Here is a 16,073-nt window from a genome sequence, read left to right as displayed (position 1 = left end):
GGATATGCAATCTCCATGTCCACATTGTCCAGCAATGGCGGAGATCTCGGAAATGGCACAGGCAGGCGGACGTTTGTTCGACAATCTCGGACGTCTGATGAACGACGCGGTGGGCGCCGCCGACAGCGTCAAGCGCGAGATCGACACCGTCGTGCGCTCTCAGGCGGAACGCATCCTCGGCGACCTTGATCTGGTGCGCCGCGAGGAGTTCGAGGCCGTGCGTGAACTGGCCGCCAATGCGCGTGCCGAAAGCGAGAAGCTCGCCGCCCGCGTCGCGGCTTTGGAATCGGAGCTGGCGTTCTCCAATAAAACGCCGGGGGATTCGCAGTCATCGGCGTCCGCCGCCAAGGACTCGGATCCGTCGGCAACGATCTGATTTGGGAAAATCTCTTTTGGACAGCGGCTTGCGCGCCGTGCAGCTGTATCTCCACGCCGCTATATTCCTGAGAGATCGATTCGACTTGTGTCGACCGACGACGTGGTGCCGGCGTGTAGTGTTCGCGCGTAGAGGCGACCAGAGGGAGGCCTCATGATCGGCGTGGACATTGAACGCCTGGAAAACCCGGTCGACGTGGTGGAGCATCTCGCCGCCTCGAACGACTGGATGTTCGACCGGGCGACGGAAGACGAAATCACCATCAATGTCGGCGGTGGCTGGACCGATTATCACGTGTCCATCACCTGGATGCACGATATCGAGGCTTTGCACATTGCCTGCGCATTCGACCTGAAGGTGCCGGAACCTCGCCGCGCCGAGGTGCAGCGCCTGCTGAACATGGTCAACGAGCAGATCTGGATCGGCCATTTCGATTTGTGGAGCAAGGAAGGGCTGGTGCTCTACCGGCATGCTCTTTTGCTGGCCGGCGGCGCTGAGCCGAGCGATCGCCAGATCGAGGCCATGCTCCACACCGCCACCGAAGCCTGCGAGCGCTATTTCCAGGCTTTCCAGTTCGTGGTCTGGGCCGGGCGCACAGCGCGCGAGGCGTTCGACGCCGTCATCTTCGACACGGCCGGCCGCGCATGAGCGAGGCCGGCGGCAATCTGCATCTCCCCGGTCCGCTTCTGGTGATCGGCGCCGGCAAGATGGCCGGTGCGCTTCTCGAAGGCTGGCTGCGTCTCGGCGTCGATCCGACCCAGGTTTACGCCGTCGATCCGTCCCCGGCGGACGAGGTTCGTGAGGCTCTCGAGAGCGCGGGCGTGAACCTCAACGCTTCCGACGTGCCGCAGCCGGCCGTCGTGCTTCTCGCGGTCAAGCCGCAAATGCTCGAGGCCGTGCACGCAACGCTCTCCGCTCATATAGGACCCGGCACTCTCGTCGTGTCCGTGCTGGCCGGAAAGTCGCTCGCCACGCTGGCGCAGGGCCTGCCGGCGGGCACCGCCATCATCCGCACCATGCCCAACACGCCGGCCTCGGTGGGGCGCGGCATCACCGCCCTTGTCGCCAATGCCGCCGTCAGCGCCGATCAACGCGCGCTGGGCGATGCCCTTCTGCAGGCGGTGGGCGAGGTGGTCTGGCTCGACGATGAAGGCCAGATCGACGCCGTCACCGCCATATCCGGCTGTGGGCCGGCCTATGTTTTCCTGCTGGCCGAATGCATGGCGCAGGCGGGCGTCAATGCCGGCCTGTCGGAAGAGCTGGCGGCGCGGTTGGCGCGTGCCACCGTTACCGGCGCGGGCGAGCTCCTGCACCGCTCCGATCTTCCGCCCGATGTGTTGCGTCGCAACGTGACCTCGCCCAACGGCGTCACGGCCGAAGCGCTCGCCGTGTTGATGGGTGAGGGCGGGTTCCAGCCTCTCCTCGACGAGGCGGTGGAGCGCGCTGTCGTGCGCTCGCGCGAACTGGCTGGCTGAGCCGATCGGCTTGGCTCGGCCGACGCGCTGCCCTAAAAAGGGGCAAAGCATTGCAATCGGAGGGACATCGTGGAGAACAAGCCCGCCGCATCCAATCATGAAAAGGCGATCGAGGCGCTGATGGCGCTGCTCGCCGAACGGGATTGGGGCGATATCGGCCTACCCGACATCGCTGCCCGCGCGGGTCTCACGCTTGCGGATCTGCGCGGCGCGTTTCCCTCGAAGGGAGCGATCCTGGCCGCGTTCTCGCGCCAGATCGATCAGAAGGTGCTGAAGCTCGACGCGGCCTCGTCCGAGCTGATCGATCAGCCCGCCCGCGAGCGGTTGTTCGACGTCGTCCTGCGCCGTTTCGATGCGTTGCAGCCTTACAAAGAAGCCATCCGCAGCGCCCGGCGCGGCCTGCTTGCCGATCCGCTCTCGCTTTCGGCGTGGAACCGCGTCGAGGTCACGTCCGCGCAATGGATGCTGGCCGCAGCCGGTATCGAGAAAAGCGGCCCCGAGGCCGCCATGAAGGCGCAGGGCCTCGCCGTCCTGTTCGCCCGCGTGCTCGGCACATGGCTTGACGAGGACGAGCCCGACATGCCCCGCACCATGCGCGAGCTCGACCGGCAACTGCGCCAGGCCGAGCGCCTGCTCGAAACCGCGGACGTGGTGAAGACGGCGGCCCGGCCCTTCCTCTCCATCGCGGAGCGTCTGCTGGCCCGTCGGCCGCGCAGCCGCGCCTCCGATTCCGAAGACGCCATCGACCCCCAGATCTGACGAGGCCCGCGTGAATCCCGGACCCGAAGCGGAAATTTCCTTCATCGATTTTCAGAAGGTCGATGTTCGTGTCGGCACCATCGTCGGTGTCGAGCCCTTTCCCGAGGCCCGCAAGCCGGCGTGGAAGTTGCGCATCGATTTCGGGCCGGACCTCGGCGTGCGCAAATCGTCCGCCCAGATCGCTCATTATGAAGCGGGTCGGCTGCTCGGCCAGCAGGTCATGGCGGTCATCAATTTCCCGCCGCGCCAGATCGGCCCCTTCATGTCGGAAGTGCTGACGCTCGGCGTTCCCGGCCCCGACGGGCAGGTCATTCTGATGCAGCCCGAGCGCGAGGTGCCGAACGGCGGCCGCCTGTTCTGAGCCGCGCCTTCAGACCGGGATGTGCAGCCGGGCCCGCAGGCCACCGAGCGGGCTTTTCGACAGCACGATGTCTCCGCCATGGCCACGCGCTGCGTCGCGCGCGATGGCCAGCCCGAGCCCGGATCCCGGACGGTCGAGATTGCGCGCCTGATCCAGTCGCAGGAACGGCCGGAACACTTCCTCGCGCATGTCTTCGGGAATGCCCGGCCCGTCATCGTCGATGACCACGACGAGATAGCGCTCGTCGAGGCTGGCCGACACGTTGATGGTTTGCCCGAAGCTCAGCGCATTAGTGATGAGATTGCCGATGGCGCGTTTCAGCGCGTCCGGCCGCGCCACGATGCCCGTGCGGCCCCGGAAGGTGAAACTCGGCGCGTGTCCGCCGCGCTTAGTGTCGGCCTCGATCTCCTCCAGCAGCGCCTTGATGTTGATCGGGCGCGCCACCTCGCCGGCATCGCCGCGCGCGAAGGCCACATAGCCTTCCAGCATGCGATCCATCTCGGCGATGTCGTTTTCCAGATCGCTGATCTCAGGCCCCGGCGGCAGAAGCGCCACCTGCAAGCGCAGCCGGGTCAGCACGGTGCGCAGATCGTGGCTGACACCGGCCAGCATGGTGGTGCGTTGCTCGATCTGGCGCTCGATGCGGTCTTTCATGGCGAAGAAGGCACTGGCCGCCCTCCGAACCTCGCGCGCACCGCGCAGTCGGAAGCCCGGCACCTCGCGCCCCTTGCCGAGATTTTCAGCGGCGTTGGCCAGTTGCAGGATCGGCCGGATCTGGTTGCGCAGGAACAGAATGGAGATGGTGATGAGGATGATCGCCGTGCCCACCATCCACAGCAGGAAGATGTGCGAATTCGAGGCATAGGCGTTGTTGCGCGGCACGGTCACGCTGAGGATCTCGCCCGGCAGTTTGATGCGGATCTCGACCTCGCGATCGACAGAGGTGGTGTCGATCCAGAACGGCTCTTCCAGCCGCCGTGCCAGTTCCTGCGACAGCACCCGGTCGAGGATCGAGAACAGCGGCGTCGGCAGTTCGGCCGGCAGCGTGCCATCGGGCAGGAAGGCGATGGTGAGCTTCAGATCCTCTCCCGCGACCCGCTTCAGCACGTCGCGCTCCTCGCCCACGGAGGCATGGCGCGTCAGATCGATCAGGGCCGCGATATCCTGCGCCACGCCGGCCGAGAGGCGGCGCGTCACCAATTCCCAATGCCGCTCCATGAAAACGAGCGCCACCACCGATTGCAGCAGCAGCATGGGCGCGATGATGATGAGGAGCGAGCGGGTATAGAGCCCCTTCGGCAGGAGGTTGCTGAGCCAGAAGCGGCTGGTTTCGGTCGGAGGGGCCGACGCGGGGCGGGCGGTATCGGTCACGATTCCACCAGCAGCCGGTAGCCGCTTCCGCGCACGGTCTGCAGCAGCAGCGGATTGGCCGGATCGCGCTCGATCTTCCGGCGCAGGCGGTTGATCTGCACATCCACGGCCCGGTCGCTCGCGGCCCCGTCTCCGATCAGGGCCTCGCGCGACACCGCGCCGCCGCGCTTGTCCGCCAGCAGGCGCAGCAATTCGCGCTCACGCTCGGTGATGCGGATGATCTCGTCGCCCCGCCGCAATTCGCCGCGCCCCATGTGGAAGCAGAATTCGCCGAACTGCACGTCCTCCGACGCCGAGGCTCCGTTGGTCGGCGCCGCCGCTGCACGGCGCAGCAGGCCGGCCACCCGCAGCAGCAATTCCCGGGGTTCGAACGGCTTGGTCACGTAATCGTCGGCGCCGGTTTCGAGGCCCTTTATGCGGTCCTGCGGCTCGCCGCGCGCGGTCAGCATCAGCACGGGAACATCGGAGACCGACCGAACCCAGGTAGCGAAATCGAGCCCGCTTTCGCCCGGCATCATCACGTCCACGATCATCAGGTCGAAGACGAAACCCGCTGCTCGAGACCGTGCTTCCGCTGCCGAGGCTGCGCTCGTCACGCGATAGCCGTTCTCCGACAGATAGCGCGAAAGAAGCGTGCGGATGCGGGCGTCGTCGTCGACGACGAGGAGGTGCGGCGCACCGTCGGGCAGATTGCCGGGACTGGCCATCACGAGCGCCCGGCGGGATGCGTCACGAGCTGCATCACGTCCTGGCGCTCGTCTGCGTTGATCATCGCCGTCAGGAAGCCGGCCACGATGTCGGCCGCTCCGGGCATGGTGCCGAGCGCACCGGAAATGCGCCGCGCCTGCAGAACCGTCAGTTCACGGGTCAGGGCCTCGCCCTTCGGCGTCAGGCGCAGCAAACGCTGCCGCCGGTCCTCGCGGCCCTCGCGCGCCTCGATGAAGCCCTTGTCCACGAGGTCCCGTAACACGCGGCCGAGGCTCTGCTTGGTGATCTTGAGGATGGTCAGGAGGTCGGCGACCTTCAGGTCGGTGTTGCGGCTGACGAAGTGCAGCACGCGATGGTGCGCCCGCCCGAAGCCGTATTGTTCGAGCAGCACGTCCGGATCGCCGACGAAGTCGCGATAGGCAAAGAAAAGCAGCTCGATCAGCTCCAGCGTCGTTTCGTCCGGACGGGGAGACGCGGATGGCTCGGCGATTTTCGGCGGTGAAATTACGTCAGTCATATTGACATATTATCCCAATGCGCCGAAGAAACACCAGCAAATGATTTTTCGGCGTTCAGCCGGTGGGCCGAGATCAAGCGGCTTTCCGCGCACCGGCCGCCCATCCCGCATCGTTAGCCGAGGCGCGCGAGACGTTCCGGCTGTTTTGAGGAGACGTTCCATGCTTGTCCAGTCGTTCGACAATCGTCCCGGCGAGATCTGGTACGACGGCAAGCTCGTGCCGTGGACCGATGCGCAGATGCACGTTCTTTCCCACGGCCTGCATTACGCCAGCTGCGTGTTCGAGGGCGAGCGCGCCTATGGCGGCGAGATCTTCAAACTCACCGAGCACAGCGAACGGCTGAAGGAATCGGCCCGCCAGCTCGATTTCGAGATCCCGTATTCGGTCGAGGAGATCAACGAGGCCTGCCGCCAGACCCTGGCGCGTCAGGGCTTCCGCGATGCCTATATCCGCCCCGTCGCCTGGCGTGGTTCCGAAATGATGGCGGTCGCCGCCCAGCACAGCAAGATTCACCTCGCCATCGCGGTGTGGGAATGGCCGAGCTATTTCGATCCGGCGCAGCGCCTCAAGGGGCTGAAGCTCGATCTGGCGGAATGGCGCCGGCCCGATCCGCGCACCATCCCGTGCAAGGCCAAGGCCTCGGGCCTCTACATGATCTGCACGCTGTCCAAGCACGCCGCCGAGCGCAAGAACTGCGCCGATGCTCTCATGCTCGACTGGCGAGGACAGGTGGCCGAGTGCACCGGCGCCAACGTGTTCTTCGTCAAGAATGGCGAGGTCCACACGCCCGACCCGGATTGCTTCCTCGACGGCATCACCCGCCGCACGGTCATCGATCTGGCGCGCGCCCGCGGCATCGTCGTGCATGAGCGCGCCATCATGCCGGAAGAGCTGGCGGACATGGACGAGTGCTTTATCACCGGCACCGCGGCGGAAGTCACGCCGGTCGCTTCCATCGCCGACTGGACGTTCGCCCCCGGCGAGGTGACCAAGGCATTGCTGGACGATTACACGGCCGCGGTTCAGCCCAAGACCGCCGTCGCCGCCTGATCGCACCGGCCATCCATGGTAAAAGCCCCGCTTCGGCGGGGCTTTTTCGTTCAGCTGCGTGGTTCGCGCCGCATCCGCACGATCGTGGAATCGTGCTCCGCCTCGGCCAGCTCGACCGGCCTCGGAGCATGCTCCCTCAGATAATCCTCCATGGCGGACGCGGGGGCAGGGCGGCTCAGCAGATAGCCCTGGATGAATTCGCAATGGGCGAGGTTGAGCAGCCGCAATTGCTCCTCCGTTTCGACGCCTTCCGCCACGGTGGGCAGGTTCATGGAAGAAGCAACCGAAACGAGCGATTCCACCAGCCGCTCGGAGCCTTCCTTGCCGCCCAGCTCCTGGATGAACGAGCGGTCGATCTTGATGCGGTCGAACGGATAGCTCCGCATGTAGCCGATCGAGGAGAAGCCCGTGCCGAAATCGTCGAGCGCGATGGTCACACCCAACTTGCGCAATTGCTGCAGCTTCTTGGCGGCGGCCGCCGGGTCGGCGATCAGCACGCCCTCGGTCAGTTCGATTTCGATGCGGCCGGGCGACACATTGTGGCGGGCGAGCGTGTAACGGAAATTGCTGATGAAATCCGGGTCCCGGAGCTGGACCGGCGACACATTGACCGAGACGCGCAGATGCGGCCATCGGCTGTAATCCTGGCACACGCGCTCCAGCACGAAATCGCCGATCTCGCGGATCAGCCCGCTCTCCTCGGCCACTGAGATCATGTGGCTTGGCGGCACATTGCCCATCTCGTCGTCATGCCAGCGCACCAGCGCCTCGAGGCCGACGATGTTGCGATCGGCCGCGCGGGCGATCGGCTGATAGAAGACATCGAGTTCCGAATTGCGCAGCGCGGCACGCAGTCGGTTTTCGAACTGTTTCTTATCGCGTGAGCCGGTGTCCATCGAGGGCCGGAACTGCACAGCCTCCTTCCGGCCGCTGCCCTTGGCGCGATACATCGCCGTGTCGGCCTGACGGATCAGGGTCAGCGGATCGCGCGTCTCCGCACCCGCGCGGGCGAAGCCGATGGCGCAACCGAGGTGGAACTCGATGCCGGCGACGCTGAACGGCTCCTGCATCGCTATGGTCACCGCGTGCGCGACATCCGCAGCCTTCGATGCCGCTGCGCCCGACAGCACAATGGCGAATTCATCGCCTCCCACGCGGGCCAGCACGGCGTCGCCCGGAAGGGCGTCGCTGAGGCGGACGGCGAGGGCGCGGATCATCTCGTCGCCACCGGAATGTCCCGCGCTGTCATTGACCTGTTTGAAGGCGTTGACGTCGAGATAGATGATCGCCAGCGCCCCCCGCGCTGCGGCATCCACGCAATTGGGCGACGCCATGAGCTGGTTGAAGCCGGCGCGGTTCGTCAGATGCGTCAGCGGATCGACGTGGGCGGCCATGATGGCCTTCTGCTCGCTCTGCGCGAGGGCCATCGCCAGCATCCGCGTCCGGTAGCTGATGCAGAACATCGCCACGCAGAACGTGGCCAGCCCGAGCAGCAGCGGCTGATGCCCGCTCAGCAGGATCTGGAAGCCGGGCGCGGGCTGCGTCCAGGTGATGTAGCCGGCGGGCCTGCCGCGCACATCGTCGAGCCGCAGCGCGCTCTCCGAGGATGGGGGGCCGGCCAGGATCTCGAAATCGTGCAGATCGAACGCATCTCCGACCGCCGCCAGTCGCGGCTTGTCGAGATAGCGTCCGAGAACGAGGATCGGCAGATCGCGCGCGTTCAATTCGGCGTCGTTGGAGGACGGGCTGATGCGGCGCGGCGCCAGCAGCAGCACCCTGTCTCCGGCGGCGGCGAAGATCACCTGATGTTCCCGGTTCTCGGACGGGCTCGCGGGGTCGAGCGCGACGGTGATCTGACCGATGATGTCCGGTGTCAGGATGTCGGCCGGCGTCTCGGGGATGTTGCGGCCCTTCCAGCCGTACTGGATCTGACCGTCCGGCGATAGGATCGTCAGCACGTCGATCATTTCCGTGCTGGTCAGGCTGGAGCCCACATGGGAATCCAGCCATTGGCGGTCGTCGTAATCATAGGCTGCGTGAAGGCCGCCGATCCGGACCACGCCGTCGGCGGCGGTTGCCAGCCGGCTGCGGGCCGATTCGATGACTCCGCGGGCCGTTGCGGTCGCCGTCACGGCGGCCTGCGCATTGTGGCTTCGGGCCATCCAGAAGGCGGTGAAGGCGACCATGAGAAAGGTCGTGAGAATGCAGATCACCGACCAGGTCGTGATCTGTCGGCTCAGTCTTGGTCCGCTCGTCTGGTGATGGTCCATGCCGCCGTCCTGAGGACGTTGCCAAACGGCGTGGCCGGCCGCTCGGAACGTCTGTTGGGGGCAGTCTCCATCAAATTTGTTTTTTTTTCCTGTATGACAACCGGATTATCCCCGGCGATTGCAGTCATTACGCGTCTAGCGACGCCAGCGCTCGCGCGCCTCGTCATCGACCGTCTTTGCCGAGACCCATTCCGTGCCGCGCTCGTTTTCTTCCTGTTTCCAGAAGGGTGCGGACGTCTTCAGATAATCCATCAGGAAATTCGCGGCCTCGAACGCGGCGCCCCGGTGTGCCGACAAGGCGATGACGAGCACGATGGGGTCGCCCGGCACCAGACGGCCGTGCCGGTGCACGATCAGGCTGTCGATCAGGGGCCAGCGCCTGTGGGCCTCCGCTTCCAGCCGACCGAGTTCTTCCTCGGCCATGCCCGGAAAATGCTCGAGCGTCATGGCGCTGATCGTGCCGGTCTCGCCGTCCGCGCGGCACAGGCCGGTGAAGGACACAACCGCACCCACATCCGTGCGTCCTGCCGTCAGGGCCGCGATTTCCACGCCGGTGTCGAACGCTTCGGCCTGGATGCGCACGGCCATGGTTCAGCCGCCCGTCATCGGCGGGAAGAACGCCACCTCGCGTGCACCCGCCAGCGCCGCCGCCGGCTTGACGTGCACACGGTCGATTGCCGCCCGCACCACCTTTTCGTGCTCGAACGCGGCCTCATAGCCTTCGCCGCGCGTCTTCAGCCAGGCGACGAGATCGGCAATGGTGAGGATGCCCGTCGGCAACTCCACGTCTTCCTCGGCCTGACCGACGCGTTCGCGTACCCAGGCGAAATAGCGCAGTTTCATGTCCGCACCTCCGGCGCGTCCGTGAACACCTGGCGCAGGCCCGCGCGGAAATAATCGTAGCCGGTGTAGAGCGTCAGCCCGGCCGACAGCCACAGCAGCACGTGCCCGGCTTCCGTGATGTAGGGAATGAGAGCATCGCCGGCAGGGCCCGCCACCAGGAAGCCCACGGCCAGAAGCTGGGCGGCGGTCTTCCATTTGGCCAGCCGCGTCACCGGAACGCTCACGCGCAGCTCGGCGAGGAATTCGCGCAGGCCGGAAACGAGGATCTCGCGGCACAGGATGACGACGGCGGCCCAGAACGAGATCGTGCCGAAATCGTTCTCGGACGTGTTCAGCATGCCGGTGGCGGCGAAGGCCAGCAGGCATGACGCCACCAGCAATTTGTCGGCAATGGGATCGAGCATGCGGCCGAGCGGCGATTGCTGGCTCCACGCGCGGGCCAGATAGCCGTCGACGTAATCGGTGATGGCGGCGGCGACGTAGAGCACGAGCGCCACCCAGCGCAGGGCGAAGTCGTCGCCCAGAAGGCAGCCGACCACAACCGGCACCGCCGCGATGCGGGCATAGGTCAGGAGGTTGGGCAGGCTCCAGGCATAGGCCCGGGAGGCATCGATCGGCGACATGGCGTCCAGATAGGAGAGGGAGGCCGTGGCCGTCAATGGAACGGGGCCCGTTTCCGGCCATGATGGAAAACACTCCTGCCATGCGGCACGATCGCAACGGGAAGACAAGCGGCATCAACCCCTTTAAAGCGAACCGGATACGGAGTCCGATCATGTCGCTGCGCGTTTTCATGGCCATTCTGTTGCTGGGGTTCGCCACCTCCGCGTTCGCCGAGCCCGTTCGGATCCCGGGGCCGGCGGGCGATCTGGCCGGCGAGGCGATCCCTGTGGAAGGTGCGCGGGCGTCGGTTGTCATCATTCCCGGGTCCGGCCCCATCGATCGGAACGGGAACAATTCCCGCATGGGCACGAAGCCCGACACCTATAAAAAGCTGGCAGAGGCTCTTGCGGCCGCAAACATCGCGTCGGTCCGCATCGACAAGCGCGGCTTCTTCAGCAGCGAGGCTGCGATCGCCGATCCGAACGACGTGACCATCGGCGCCTATGCCGAAGATGCCCGCAAATGGGTGGCGAAAGCCGCCTCGCTCGCACCCTGCGTCTGGATCGCCGGTCATTCCGAAGGCGGGCTCGTGGCGCTCGTCGCCGCGCAGGATGCGCCGGAGCAATTGTGCGGCCTCATCCTGCTGTCGACGCCGGGCCGTCCGGTTGGAAAGCTCCTCAGCGAGCAGATGCACGCAATGCCGGGAATGTCCCCGCTGATGCCGGAGATCGATGCCATCATTGCCGATCTCGAAGCCGGCCGCACGCGCGATCCCGGCTTTCTGGCGCCACCGCTTCAAGCTCTCTTCGCGGTTGGCCTGCAGCGCTACATGATCGACCTGTTTTCCTATGATCCCGTCTCGGTGGCGAAGAACGTGAGACTTCCCGTGCTGGTTCTCCAGGGCGATGCCGACATTCAGGTCAAGCCGGCCGATGCCGACCTTCTCTCCGGCGCCCTCCCGCAAGCCGAAAAGCGGATCTTGCCGGGTGGCACGCATATGCTGAAACCGGATGTTCCGGGCCAGCCCTTCATCACCTACAGCGATCCCGCGCAACCGCTCCATCCCGACATCGTGCCGGCAATCGCGGATTTCCTGACCAGCAATTCCAAAGAGCGCTAACGGCTCTCGGCCGGTTCACACCGCCTTCTCGTGGAAGAATTCGTAGACGATCTTCGCGGTGGCGCGGTTGATGCCGGGCACCTTTTCAAGATCGGGCAGACCGGCGCGGGCCACCGCCTTGGCGCTGCCAAAATGGTGCAGCAGCGCACGCTTGCGGCTCGGCCCGATGCCGGCGATCTCGTCGAGCGGGTTCTTGACGAATTCCTTGGCGCGCTTGGCGCGGTGGGTGCCGATGGCGAAGCGGTGCGCCTCGTCCCGCAGGCGCTGGATGAAATAGAGCACCGGGTCGCGCGGCTCGAGCCGGAAGGGCGGCAGATCCGGCATGTGGATGAATTCGCGCCCGGAATCGCGGTCGCGCCCCTTGGCCACCGAAGCGAGCGCCACATGCTCGACGCCCAGCCCGGCCAGGATTTCCCGCGCCACCTTCAATTGCCCTTCACCGCCATCGATGATGACCAGATCGGGCCACATCGGCGTCTCGCCGGGCGCCCCGGTCTCCTCATTGCGCGTGTCGGCTTCCCCCGTCACGGGCAGGCGGGGGCTCTCCTTCACCAGCCGTGCGAACCGGCGTTGCAGCACCTCCCGCATCATGCCGAAATCGTCGCCCGGCGTGATCTCCTCGGAGCGGATGTTGAACTTGCGGTAATGGTTCTTCTGGAACCCCTCGGGCCCGGCCACGATCATCGCGCCGATGGCGGCCTGCCCCATGATGTGGCTGTTGTCGTAGACCTCAATGCGGCGCGGCGGTGAGGGCAGGTTCAGCGTCGTCGCCAGCCCGTCGAGCAGGCGCGTCTGGCTGGCGCTTTCGGCCAGCTTGCGGCCCAATGCCTCGCGGGCGTTCTGATGGGCGTGGCGCACCAGCTCGCATTTGTCGCCGCGCTGCGGCACGGCGATGTCGATTTTCCGACCCGCCCGCACGGATAAGGCTTCCGCCAGCACATCCGAATCCTCGGCCGGGTTCGACAGCAGGATCAGGCGGGCCGGCGGCTTGTCCTCGTAAAACTGCGCCATGAACGCACCCAGCACCTCCTCCGCCGAAAGCGAGCGGTCGGCGCGCGGAAAATAGGCGCGGTTGCCCCAGTTCTGGAACGTGCGGAAGAAGAACACTTGGATGCAGGTCTGCCCGCCCTCCTGATGCAGCGCGAACACGTCGGCTTCCTCTACCGAGCGCGGATTGATGCCCTGGTGCGACTGGATCGAGGTCAGAGCCGAGATGCGGTCGCGGTAGCGGGCGGCGGTCTCGAAATCGAGGTCCTCGGATGCGGCCTGCATGGATTGGGCGAGCCGCTTCTGCACGGCCTGGCTCTTGCCGCAGAGGAAATCCTCGGCCTCCTTCACCAGCGCCGTGTAGTCGTCGAGCGCGATCTCGCGCGTGCACGGGCCCGAGCAGCGCTTGATCTGGAACAGCAGGCAGGGCCGCGTGCGGCTCTCATAGACGGCGTCTGAGCACGAGCGCAGCAGGAAGGCCTTCTGCAGCGCCGTCACCGTGCGGTTCACGGCCCAGGTCGAAGCGAAGGGGCCGAAATATTGGCCCTTGATGCTGCGCGCGCCGCGATGCTTGGCGATGCGCGGCGCCTCATGATCATGCGCGACAAGGATATAGGCGAAGCTCTTGTCATCGCGCATCAGCACGTTGAAGCGCGGCCTCAACCTCTTGATGAGGTTGGCTTCCAGCAGCAGCGCCTCGGATTCGGTCGCGGTGGTCACGAATTCCATGCGCGCGGTGGCGGCGATCATCTGCGCCAGCCGGTCGGTGTGGCCATAGCCGCGCGCATAGTTCGAGACGCGCTTCTTCAGGCTGCGCGCCTTTCCGACGTAGAGCACCTCTCCACCGGCATCGATCATGCGGTAGACGCCCGGCGCGTTCGGCAGGGTCTTCACCGCGCGGCGGATCACCTCGACGCCGCTGCCGGCCGGCCCCTCGGCCTCCTCCTCCAGATCGGCGCGGCCCCAGGCCGACGCATCGACGCGCGATTGCGTTTCCGGCGCGGCCTGTTCGGGGGCGTCGGCCAGAATGTCGTCGGGTTCGAGATCGCGTCTGGTGCCGGTCATGTCTTTGGAAGGCGGGAATCGGATGCGCCCGCACGTCCTCTATCTAGGCATTCCGGGCCGCTTGCTCCAGCCGTCCGGCAATGGGGAAGGCTCGCCACGCGATGGCCATGTTTTTTCCAAAGTGGTGGCGCATCATGCCGGGCTGTGAACGTGAGGCCCGAGCTTCGCAACGAAACCGGCCTCACCAGCGTTCATAGAGTGGAGTGGTGCGAGGCACAGCGTCGCGCGGAGGTGTAAATGAGCAAGAAACTTGCCCTTCTGGTGATCATGGCGGCCTCGGCCGCCCCCGTCGCCGTGCGCGCAGCCGACATGCCCAAGATCGCCCCGCTCGACATCGCCGTACAACGTGCGGGTTACGACTGGACGGGCGCCTATGCCGGCGTCAATGCCGGTTATTCTCTGGGCGAATTCGGCACGTTCACTCCTGCCGAGGGCAGCGACAGCTTCAGCGGCAATGGCGTGCTGGGCGGTTTCCAGATCGGCTACAACCGGCAGCTCGGTTCAGTGGTCATCGGCGTAGAGGGCGACGTACAGGCGTCGGGGATCGACGGCTCGACCTCGTTCCCCGCCGGCGCCACCACCGAATCCCAGCTTAGCTGGTTCTCCACCGTGCGCGGCCGCGTGGGCTACGCCTTCGATCGCACGCTCGTCTATGGCACGGCAGGCGGTGCGGTGGCTGGCCTTGAGACCGAAGCCGGCGGCGTCAGCGATGACCAGACGGCGTGGGGTCTTGCGGCAGGCGCAGGTGTGGAACGTGCGCTCACCGACAAGCTCACTTTGAAAGCAGAATATCTGTATCTCGATCTCCAAGACAAGGGCGTCGACACCGGCGTGCCTGATCAGAATAGCGAGTGGGACGGACACGTGATGCGGTTCGGCGCCAACTTCAAATTCTGACGTGATCTAGCCCGAAATCTGGCAACATCTTGGCGGCGTCCGAAAACGGATGGCCGCCATGTTGCTTATTAAACACATTCATTTTGCTGCGGATGTGCGTATACTGTGATCGTGCACGGATGACGTGGAGGCCGCCGGGGGGCAGGTCCGCAAGCGAGCCGGGCAGGGTACTAGTAAGGGTTAGAGTCCATGATGAACAAAATTGCCTCTCTGATGGCCGGCGCCGCCTTTGTCGCGCTCGCCCCCGCCGCTTTCGCTGCTGATATGCCGGTCGCTCCCGCTCCGTACGAGGCCGTGGCCCCCGTCCCGGAAGCGCCCCTGGCCTATGACTGGACCGGCTTCTACATCGGTGCGCACGGCGGTTACGGCTTCGGCTCGACCGAGGACAGCCTGTTCGACAGCGACACCGAAGGCTTCATCGCCGGTGGTCAGGTCGGTTACAACCAGCAGTTCGGAAACTGGGTTGCGGGTCTCGAGGCCGATGCATCCTACACGGACCTCGACAATGACGACGATGCGGTCGATTTCAATTCCTCGCTGAACTACCTCGCCACCGTGCGCGGCCGCGTCGGCTTCGCCTTCGACAAGGTGCTGGTCTACGGCACCGGCGGTCTCGCTTTCGGTGAGGTCGAATACGATAACGGCGTGGATTCCGGCGCCGAGACGCAGCTCGGCTGGACGGCCGGCGGCGGCGTCGAGGTCGGCCTCAGCCAGAATCTCTCGGTCAAGGGCGAGTATCTTTACGTCGATCTCGGCGAAGAGGATTACGGCGCCGAGACCGTCGAGTTCAACGCCCACACGGTTAAGGGCGGCATCAACTACCGCTTCTGATCTGTCCCCTCAGGAACGACGAAAGCCCCTGCCTCGGCCGGGGCTTTTTTCGTTTACCGTTCCGGCCGGGCACTTAACCGATCATTGACTCTATAAAAAGCAAAACATCCGGGTTACGGATCGTTAAGCCTCTGGAAGTGTTCCGGGATTTAGAAGGTCAACCACCAGGTTGGACTGCTTTGTCTCGGAGTTTTGTTATGCGTTTTTCCCTCTCGAGCCTCCTTCTCGCCGGTGCCGCTTCGTTGTCGTGCACGGCCGCCTTCGCGGCTGACGCGCCCTATTACGGTGGCGGCGACAGCTATGGCGTCGATTCCGGCTACTCAACCCCTTCGGCTCCCGGCAATTGGACCGGCTTCTATGCCGGCGCACATCTCGGCTATGGCTTCGGCGATGCCAACAGCGCCGACACCGACGGCTTCCTGATCGGTGTGCAGGGCGGCTATAACTGGCAGTACAATGCCTTCCTCGTCGGCCTCGAGGCGGACATCTCCTATTCCGGCGTGGGCTATAACGGCCTTGCCGACGAATACGAGATCGACTGGCTCGGCACGGCGCGTGGCCGCATCGGCTATGCCTTCGACCGGTTCGTGGCCTACGGCACCGGCGGTCTGGCGTGGGCCAACGCCGAGTACGACAGCGGCGTCAGCACCGACAGCAACACCCATATCGGCTGGACGCTCGGCGCAGGCGTGGAAGCCGCCGTCACCCAGAACATCTCCGCAAAGGCCGAATACCTCTATATGGATTTCGGCGACGAGAGCTATTCCGGCGCGGGCACGATCGAATCCGACCTGCACACGGTTCGTCTCGGTGTGAACTACCGCTTCTGATCGTCGACT

General features: G+C 65.3%; 19 protein-coding genes. 11 read left to right on the top strand and 8 right to left on the bottom strand.

Annotated elements, in window-relative coordinates:
* Positions 1-52 precede the first annotated feature (52 nt).
* The 5 genes from ACQ6S1_RS04590 to ACQ6S1_RS04570 all read left to right on the top strand — a co-directional run bounded on the left by ACQ6S1_RS04590 (position 53) and on the right by ACQ6S1_RS04570 (position 2,971).
* Complete coding sequence (locus ACQ6S1_RS04590) at positions 53-376, top strand: accessory factor UbiK family protein (RefSeq protein WP_445039960.1); 324 nt, start codon at positions 53-55, stop codon at positions 374-376.
* 153 nt (positions 377-529) lie between these two features.
* Positions 530-1,024, top strand: coding sequence for a type III secretion system chaperone family protein (locus tag ACQ6S1_RS04585; RefSeq protein ID WP_445039959.1), 495 nt, complete (start codon positions 530-532; stop codon positions 1,022-1,024).
* Positions 1,021-1,851: a pyrroline-5-carboxylate reductase gene (proC, locus tag ACQ6S1_RS04580; RefSeq protein ID WP_445039958.1), complete on the top strand. Its 831-nt coding sequence runs from the start codon at positions 1,021-1,023 to the stop codon at positions 1,849-1,851. The genes ACQ6S1_RS04585 and proC overlap by 4 nt, the downstream gene beginning before the upstream one ends.
* A gap of 69 nt (positions 1,852-1,920) precedes the next feature.
* Entirely contained in the window at positions 1,921-2,610 is a 690-nt protein-coding gene (locus ACQ6S1_RS04575; protein ID WP_445039957.1) for a TetR/AcrR family transcriptional regulator, read from the top strand.
* Between the two features lie 10 nt (positions 2,611-2,620).
* Positions 2,621-2,971 carry a tRNA-binding protein gene (locus tag ACQ6S1_RS04570; RefSeq protein ID WP_445039956.1) on the top strand — a complete coding sequence of 117 codons (351 nt, stop codon included), beginning with the start codon at positions 2,621-2,623 and terminating at the stop codon, positions 2,969-2,971.
* Positions 2,972-2,980: 9 nt separating this feature from the next.
* Here the strand turns inward: ACQ6S1_RS04570 and ACQ6S1_RS04565 are convergent, their stop codons facing one another.
* Genes ACQ6S1_RS04565 through ACQ6S1_RS04555 form a run of 3 tightly spaced genes read right to left on the bottom strand, consistent with a single transcriptional unit; the run spans position 2,981 to position 5,567 of the window.
* A complete protein-coding gene (locus tag ACQ6S1_RS04565) occupies positions 2,981-4,342 on the bottom strand; it encodes an ATP-binding protein (RefSeq protein WP_445039955.1) in 1,362 nt (453 codons plus the stop codon).
* Positions 4,339-5,049, bottom strand: coding sequence for a response regulator (locus tag ACQ6S1_RS04560; protein ID WP_445039954.1), 711 nt, complete (start codon positions 5,047-5,049; stop codon positions 4,339-4,341). The genes ACQ6S1_RS04565 and ACQ6S1_RS04560 overlap by 4 nt, the downstream gene beginning before the upstream one ends.
* Entirely contained in the window at positions 5,049-5,567 is a 519-nt protein-coding gene (locus ACQ6S1_RS04555) for a MarR family winged helix-turn-helix transcriptional regulator (RefSeq protein WP_445039953.1), read from the bottom strand. The genes ACQ6S1_RS04560 and ACQ6S1_RS04555 overlap by 1 nt, the downstream gene beginning before the upstream one ends.
* A gap of 160 nt (positions 5,568-5,727) precedes the next feature.
* Here ACQ6S1_RS04555 and ACQ6S1_RS04550 point away from each other — a divergent pair, with 160 nt between their 5' ends.
* Entirely contained in the window at positions 5,728-6,618 is an 891-nt protein-coding gene (locus ACQ6S1_RS04550; RefSeq protein ID WP_445039952.1) for a branched-chain amino acid aminotransferase, read from the top strand.
* A gap of 50 nt (positions 6,619-6,668) precedes the next feature.
* On the opposite strand, the gene ACQ6S1_RS04545 is transcribed toward ACQ6S1_RS04550, so the two are convergent.
* From ACQ6S1_RS04545 to pgsA, 4 genes are all read right to left on the bottom strand, one after another.
* Positions 6,669-8,888, bottom strand: a complete 2,220-nt coding sequence (locus ACQ6S1_RS04545; RefSeq protein WP_445039951.1) for a putative bifunctional diguanylate cyclase/phosphodiesterase — start codon at positions 8,886-8,888, stop codon at positions 6,669-6,671.
* A 135-nt stretch (positions 8,889-9,023) separates the two neighbouring features.
* Positions 9,024-9,476, bottom strand: coding sequence for a molybdenum cofactor biosynthesis protein MoaE (locus tag ACQ6S1_RS04540; protein WP_445039950.1), 453 nt, complete (start codon positions 9,474-9,476; stop codon positions 9,024-9,026).
* Positions 9,477-9,479: 3 nt separating this feature from the next.
* Entirely contained in the window at positions 9,480-9,731 is a 252-nt protein-coding gene (gene moaD, locus ACQ6S1_RS04535; RefSeq protein WP_445039949.1) for a molybdopterin converting factor subunit 1, read from the bottom strand.
* Complete coding sequence (gene pgsA / locus ACQ6S1_RS04530; protein ID WP_445040264.1) at positions 9,728-10,354, bottom strand: CDP-diacylglycerol--glycerol-3-phosphate 3-phosphatidyltransferase; 627 nt, start codon at positions 10,352-10,354, stop codon at positions 9,728-9,730. Before pgsA ends, moaD begins: the two co-directional genes overlap by 4 nt.
* A gap of 152 nt (positions 10,355-10,506) precedes the next feature.
* Between pgsA and ACQ6S1_RS04525 the strand changes: the two genes are divergently transcribed.
* Entirely contained in the window at positions 10,507-11,454 is a 948-nt protein-coding gene (locus ACQ6S1_RS04525; protein WP_445039948.1) for an alpha/beta hydrolase, read from the top strand.
* Positions 11,455-11,469: 15 nt separating this feature from the next.
* Here the strand turns inward: ACQ6S1_RS04525 and uvrC are convergent, their stop codons facing one another.
* Positions 11,470-13,506, bottom strand: a complete 2,037-nt coding sequence (gene uvrC, locus ACQ6S1_RS04520; RefSeq protein ID WP_445039947.1) for an excinuclease ABC subunit UvrC — start codon at positions 13,504-13,506, stop codon at positions 11,470-11,472.
* 22 nt (positions 13,507-13,528) lie between these two features.
* Here uvrC and ACQ6S1_RS04515 point away from each other — a divergent pair, with 22 nt between their 5' ends.
* From ACQ6S1_RS04515 to ACQ6S1_RS04500, 4 genes are all read left to right on the top strand, one after another.
* Positions 13,529-13,654: a hypothetical protein gene (locus tag ACQ6S1_RS04515; RefSeq protein WP_445039946.1), complete on the top strand. Its 126-nt coding sequence runs from the start codon at positions 13,529-13,531 to the stop codon at positions 13,652-13,654.
* An 89-nt stretch (positions 13,655-13,743) separates the two neighbouring features.
* The gene (locus tag ACQ6S1_RS04510; RefSeq protein ID WP_445039945.1) at positions 13,744-14,403 is read left to right on the top strand and encodes an outer membrane protein; all 660 of its coding nucleotides are present in this window, start codon (positions 13,744-13,746) and stop codon (positions 14,401-14,403) included.
* Between the two features lie 189 nt (positions 14,404-14,592).
* Positions 14,593-15,234 carry an outer membrane protein gene (locus tag ACQ6S1_RS04505; RefSeq protein WP_445039944.1) on the top strand — a complete coding sequence of 214 codons (642 nt, stop codon included), beginning with the start codon at positions 14,593-14,595 and terminating at the stop codon, positions 15,232-15,234.
* A 197-nt stretch (positions 15,235-15,431) separates the two neighbouring features.
* A complete protein-coding gene (locus ACQ6S1_RS04500) occupies positions 15,432-16,064 on the top strand; it encodes an outer membrane protein (RefSeq protein ID WP_445039943.1) in 633 nt (210 codons plus the stop codon).
* The last annotated feature ends 9 nt before the right edge of the window (positions 16,065-16,073 follow it).

The sequence above is a fragment of the Terrihabitans aquatilis genome (genome assembly GCF_052542005.1).
This window is presented reverse-complemented; position numbering and strand designations above follow the sequence as displayed.

What these genes read in the sequence shown, in the direction of transcription:
- ACQ6S1_RS04560 (WP_445039954.1), bottom strand. Translation starts at nt 5,049, where the DNA reads ATGGCCAGTCCCGGCAATCTGCCCGACGGTGCGCCGCACCTCCTCGTC.
- ACQ6S1_RS04500 (WP_445039943.1), top strand. Translation starts at nt 15,432, where the DNA reads ATGCGTTTTTCCCTCTCGAGCCTCCTTCTCGCCGGTGCCGCTTCGTTG.
- pgsA (WP_445040264.1), bottom strand. Translation starts at nt 10,354, where the DNA reads ATGTCGCCGATCGATGCCTCCCGGGCCTATGCCTGGAGCCTGCCCAAC.
- moaD (WP_445039949.1), bottom strand. Translation starts at nt 9,731, where the DNA reads ATGAAACTGCGCTATTTCGCCTGGGTACGCGAACGCGTCGGTCAGGCC.
- ACQ6S1_RS04550 (WP_445039952.1), top strand. Translation starts at nt 5,728, where the DNA reads ATGCTTGTCCAGTCGTTCGACAATCGTCCCGGCGAGATCTGGTACGAC.
- ACQ6S1_RS04515 (WP_445039946.1), top strand. Translation starts at nt 13,529, where the DNA reads ATGCGCCCGCACGTCCTCTATCTAGGCATTCCGGGCCGCTTGCTCCAG.
- ACQ6S1_RS04590 (WP_445039960.1), top strand. Translation starts at nt 53, where the DNA reads ATGGCACAGGCAGGCGGACGTTTGTTCGACAATCTCGGACGTCTGATG.
- ACQ6S1_RS04555 (WP_445039953.1), bottom strand. Translation starts at nt 5,567, where the DNA reads ATGACTGACGTAATTTCACCGCCGAAAATCGCCGAGCCATCCGCGTCT.
- ACQ6S1_RS04545 (WP_445039951.1), bottom strand. Translation starts at nt 8,888, where the DNA reads ATGGACCATCACCAGACGAGCGGACCAAGACTGAGCCGACAGATCACG.
- ACQ6S1_RS04540 (WP_445039950.1), bottom strand. Translation starts at nt 9,476, where the DNA reads ATGGCCGTGCGCATCCAGGCCGAAGCGTTCGACACCGGCGTGGAAATC.
- proC (WP_445039958.1), top strand. Translation starts at nt 1,021, where the DNA reads ATGAGCGAGGCCGGCGGCAATCTGCATCTCCCCGGTCCGCTTCTGGTG.
- ACQ6S1_RS04510 (WP_445039945.1), top strand. Translation starts at nt 13,744, where the DNA reads ATGAGCAAGAAACTTGCCCTTCTGGTGATCATGGCGGCCTCGGCCGCC.
- ACQ6S1_RS04585 (WP_445039959.1), top strand. Translation starts at nt 530, where the DNA reads ATGATCGGCGTGGACATTGAACGCCTGGAAAACCCGGTCGACGTGGTG.
- ACQ6S1_RS04505 (WP_445039944.1), top strand. Translation starts at nt 14,593, where the DNA reads ATGATGAACAAAATTGCCTCTCTGATGGCCGGCGCCGCCTTTGTCGCG.
- uvrC (WP_445039947.1), bottom strand. Translation starts at nt 13,506, where the DNA reads ATGACCGGCACCAGACGCGATCTCGAACCCGACGACATTCTGGCCGAC.
- ACQ6S1_RS04525 (WP_445039948.1), top strand. Translation starts at nt 10,507, where the DNA reads ATGTCGCTGCGCGTTTTCATGGCCATTCTGTTGCTGGGGTTCGCCACC.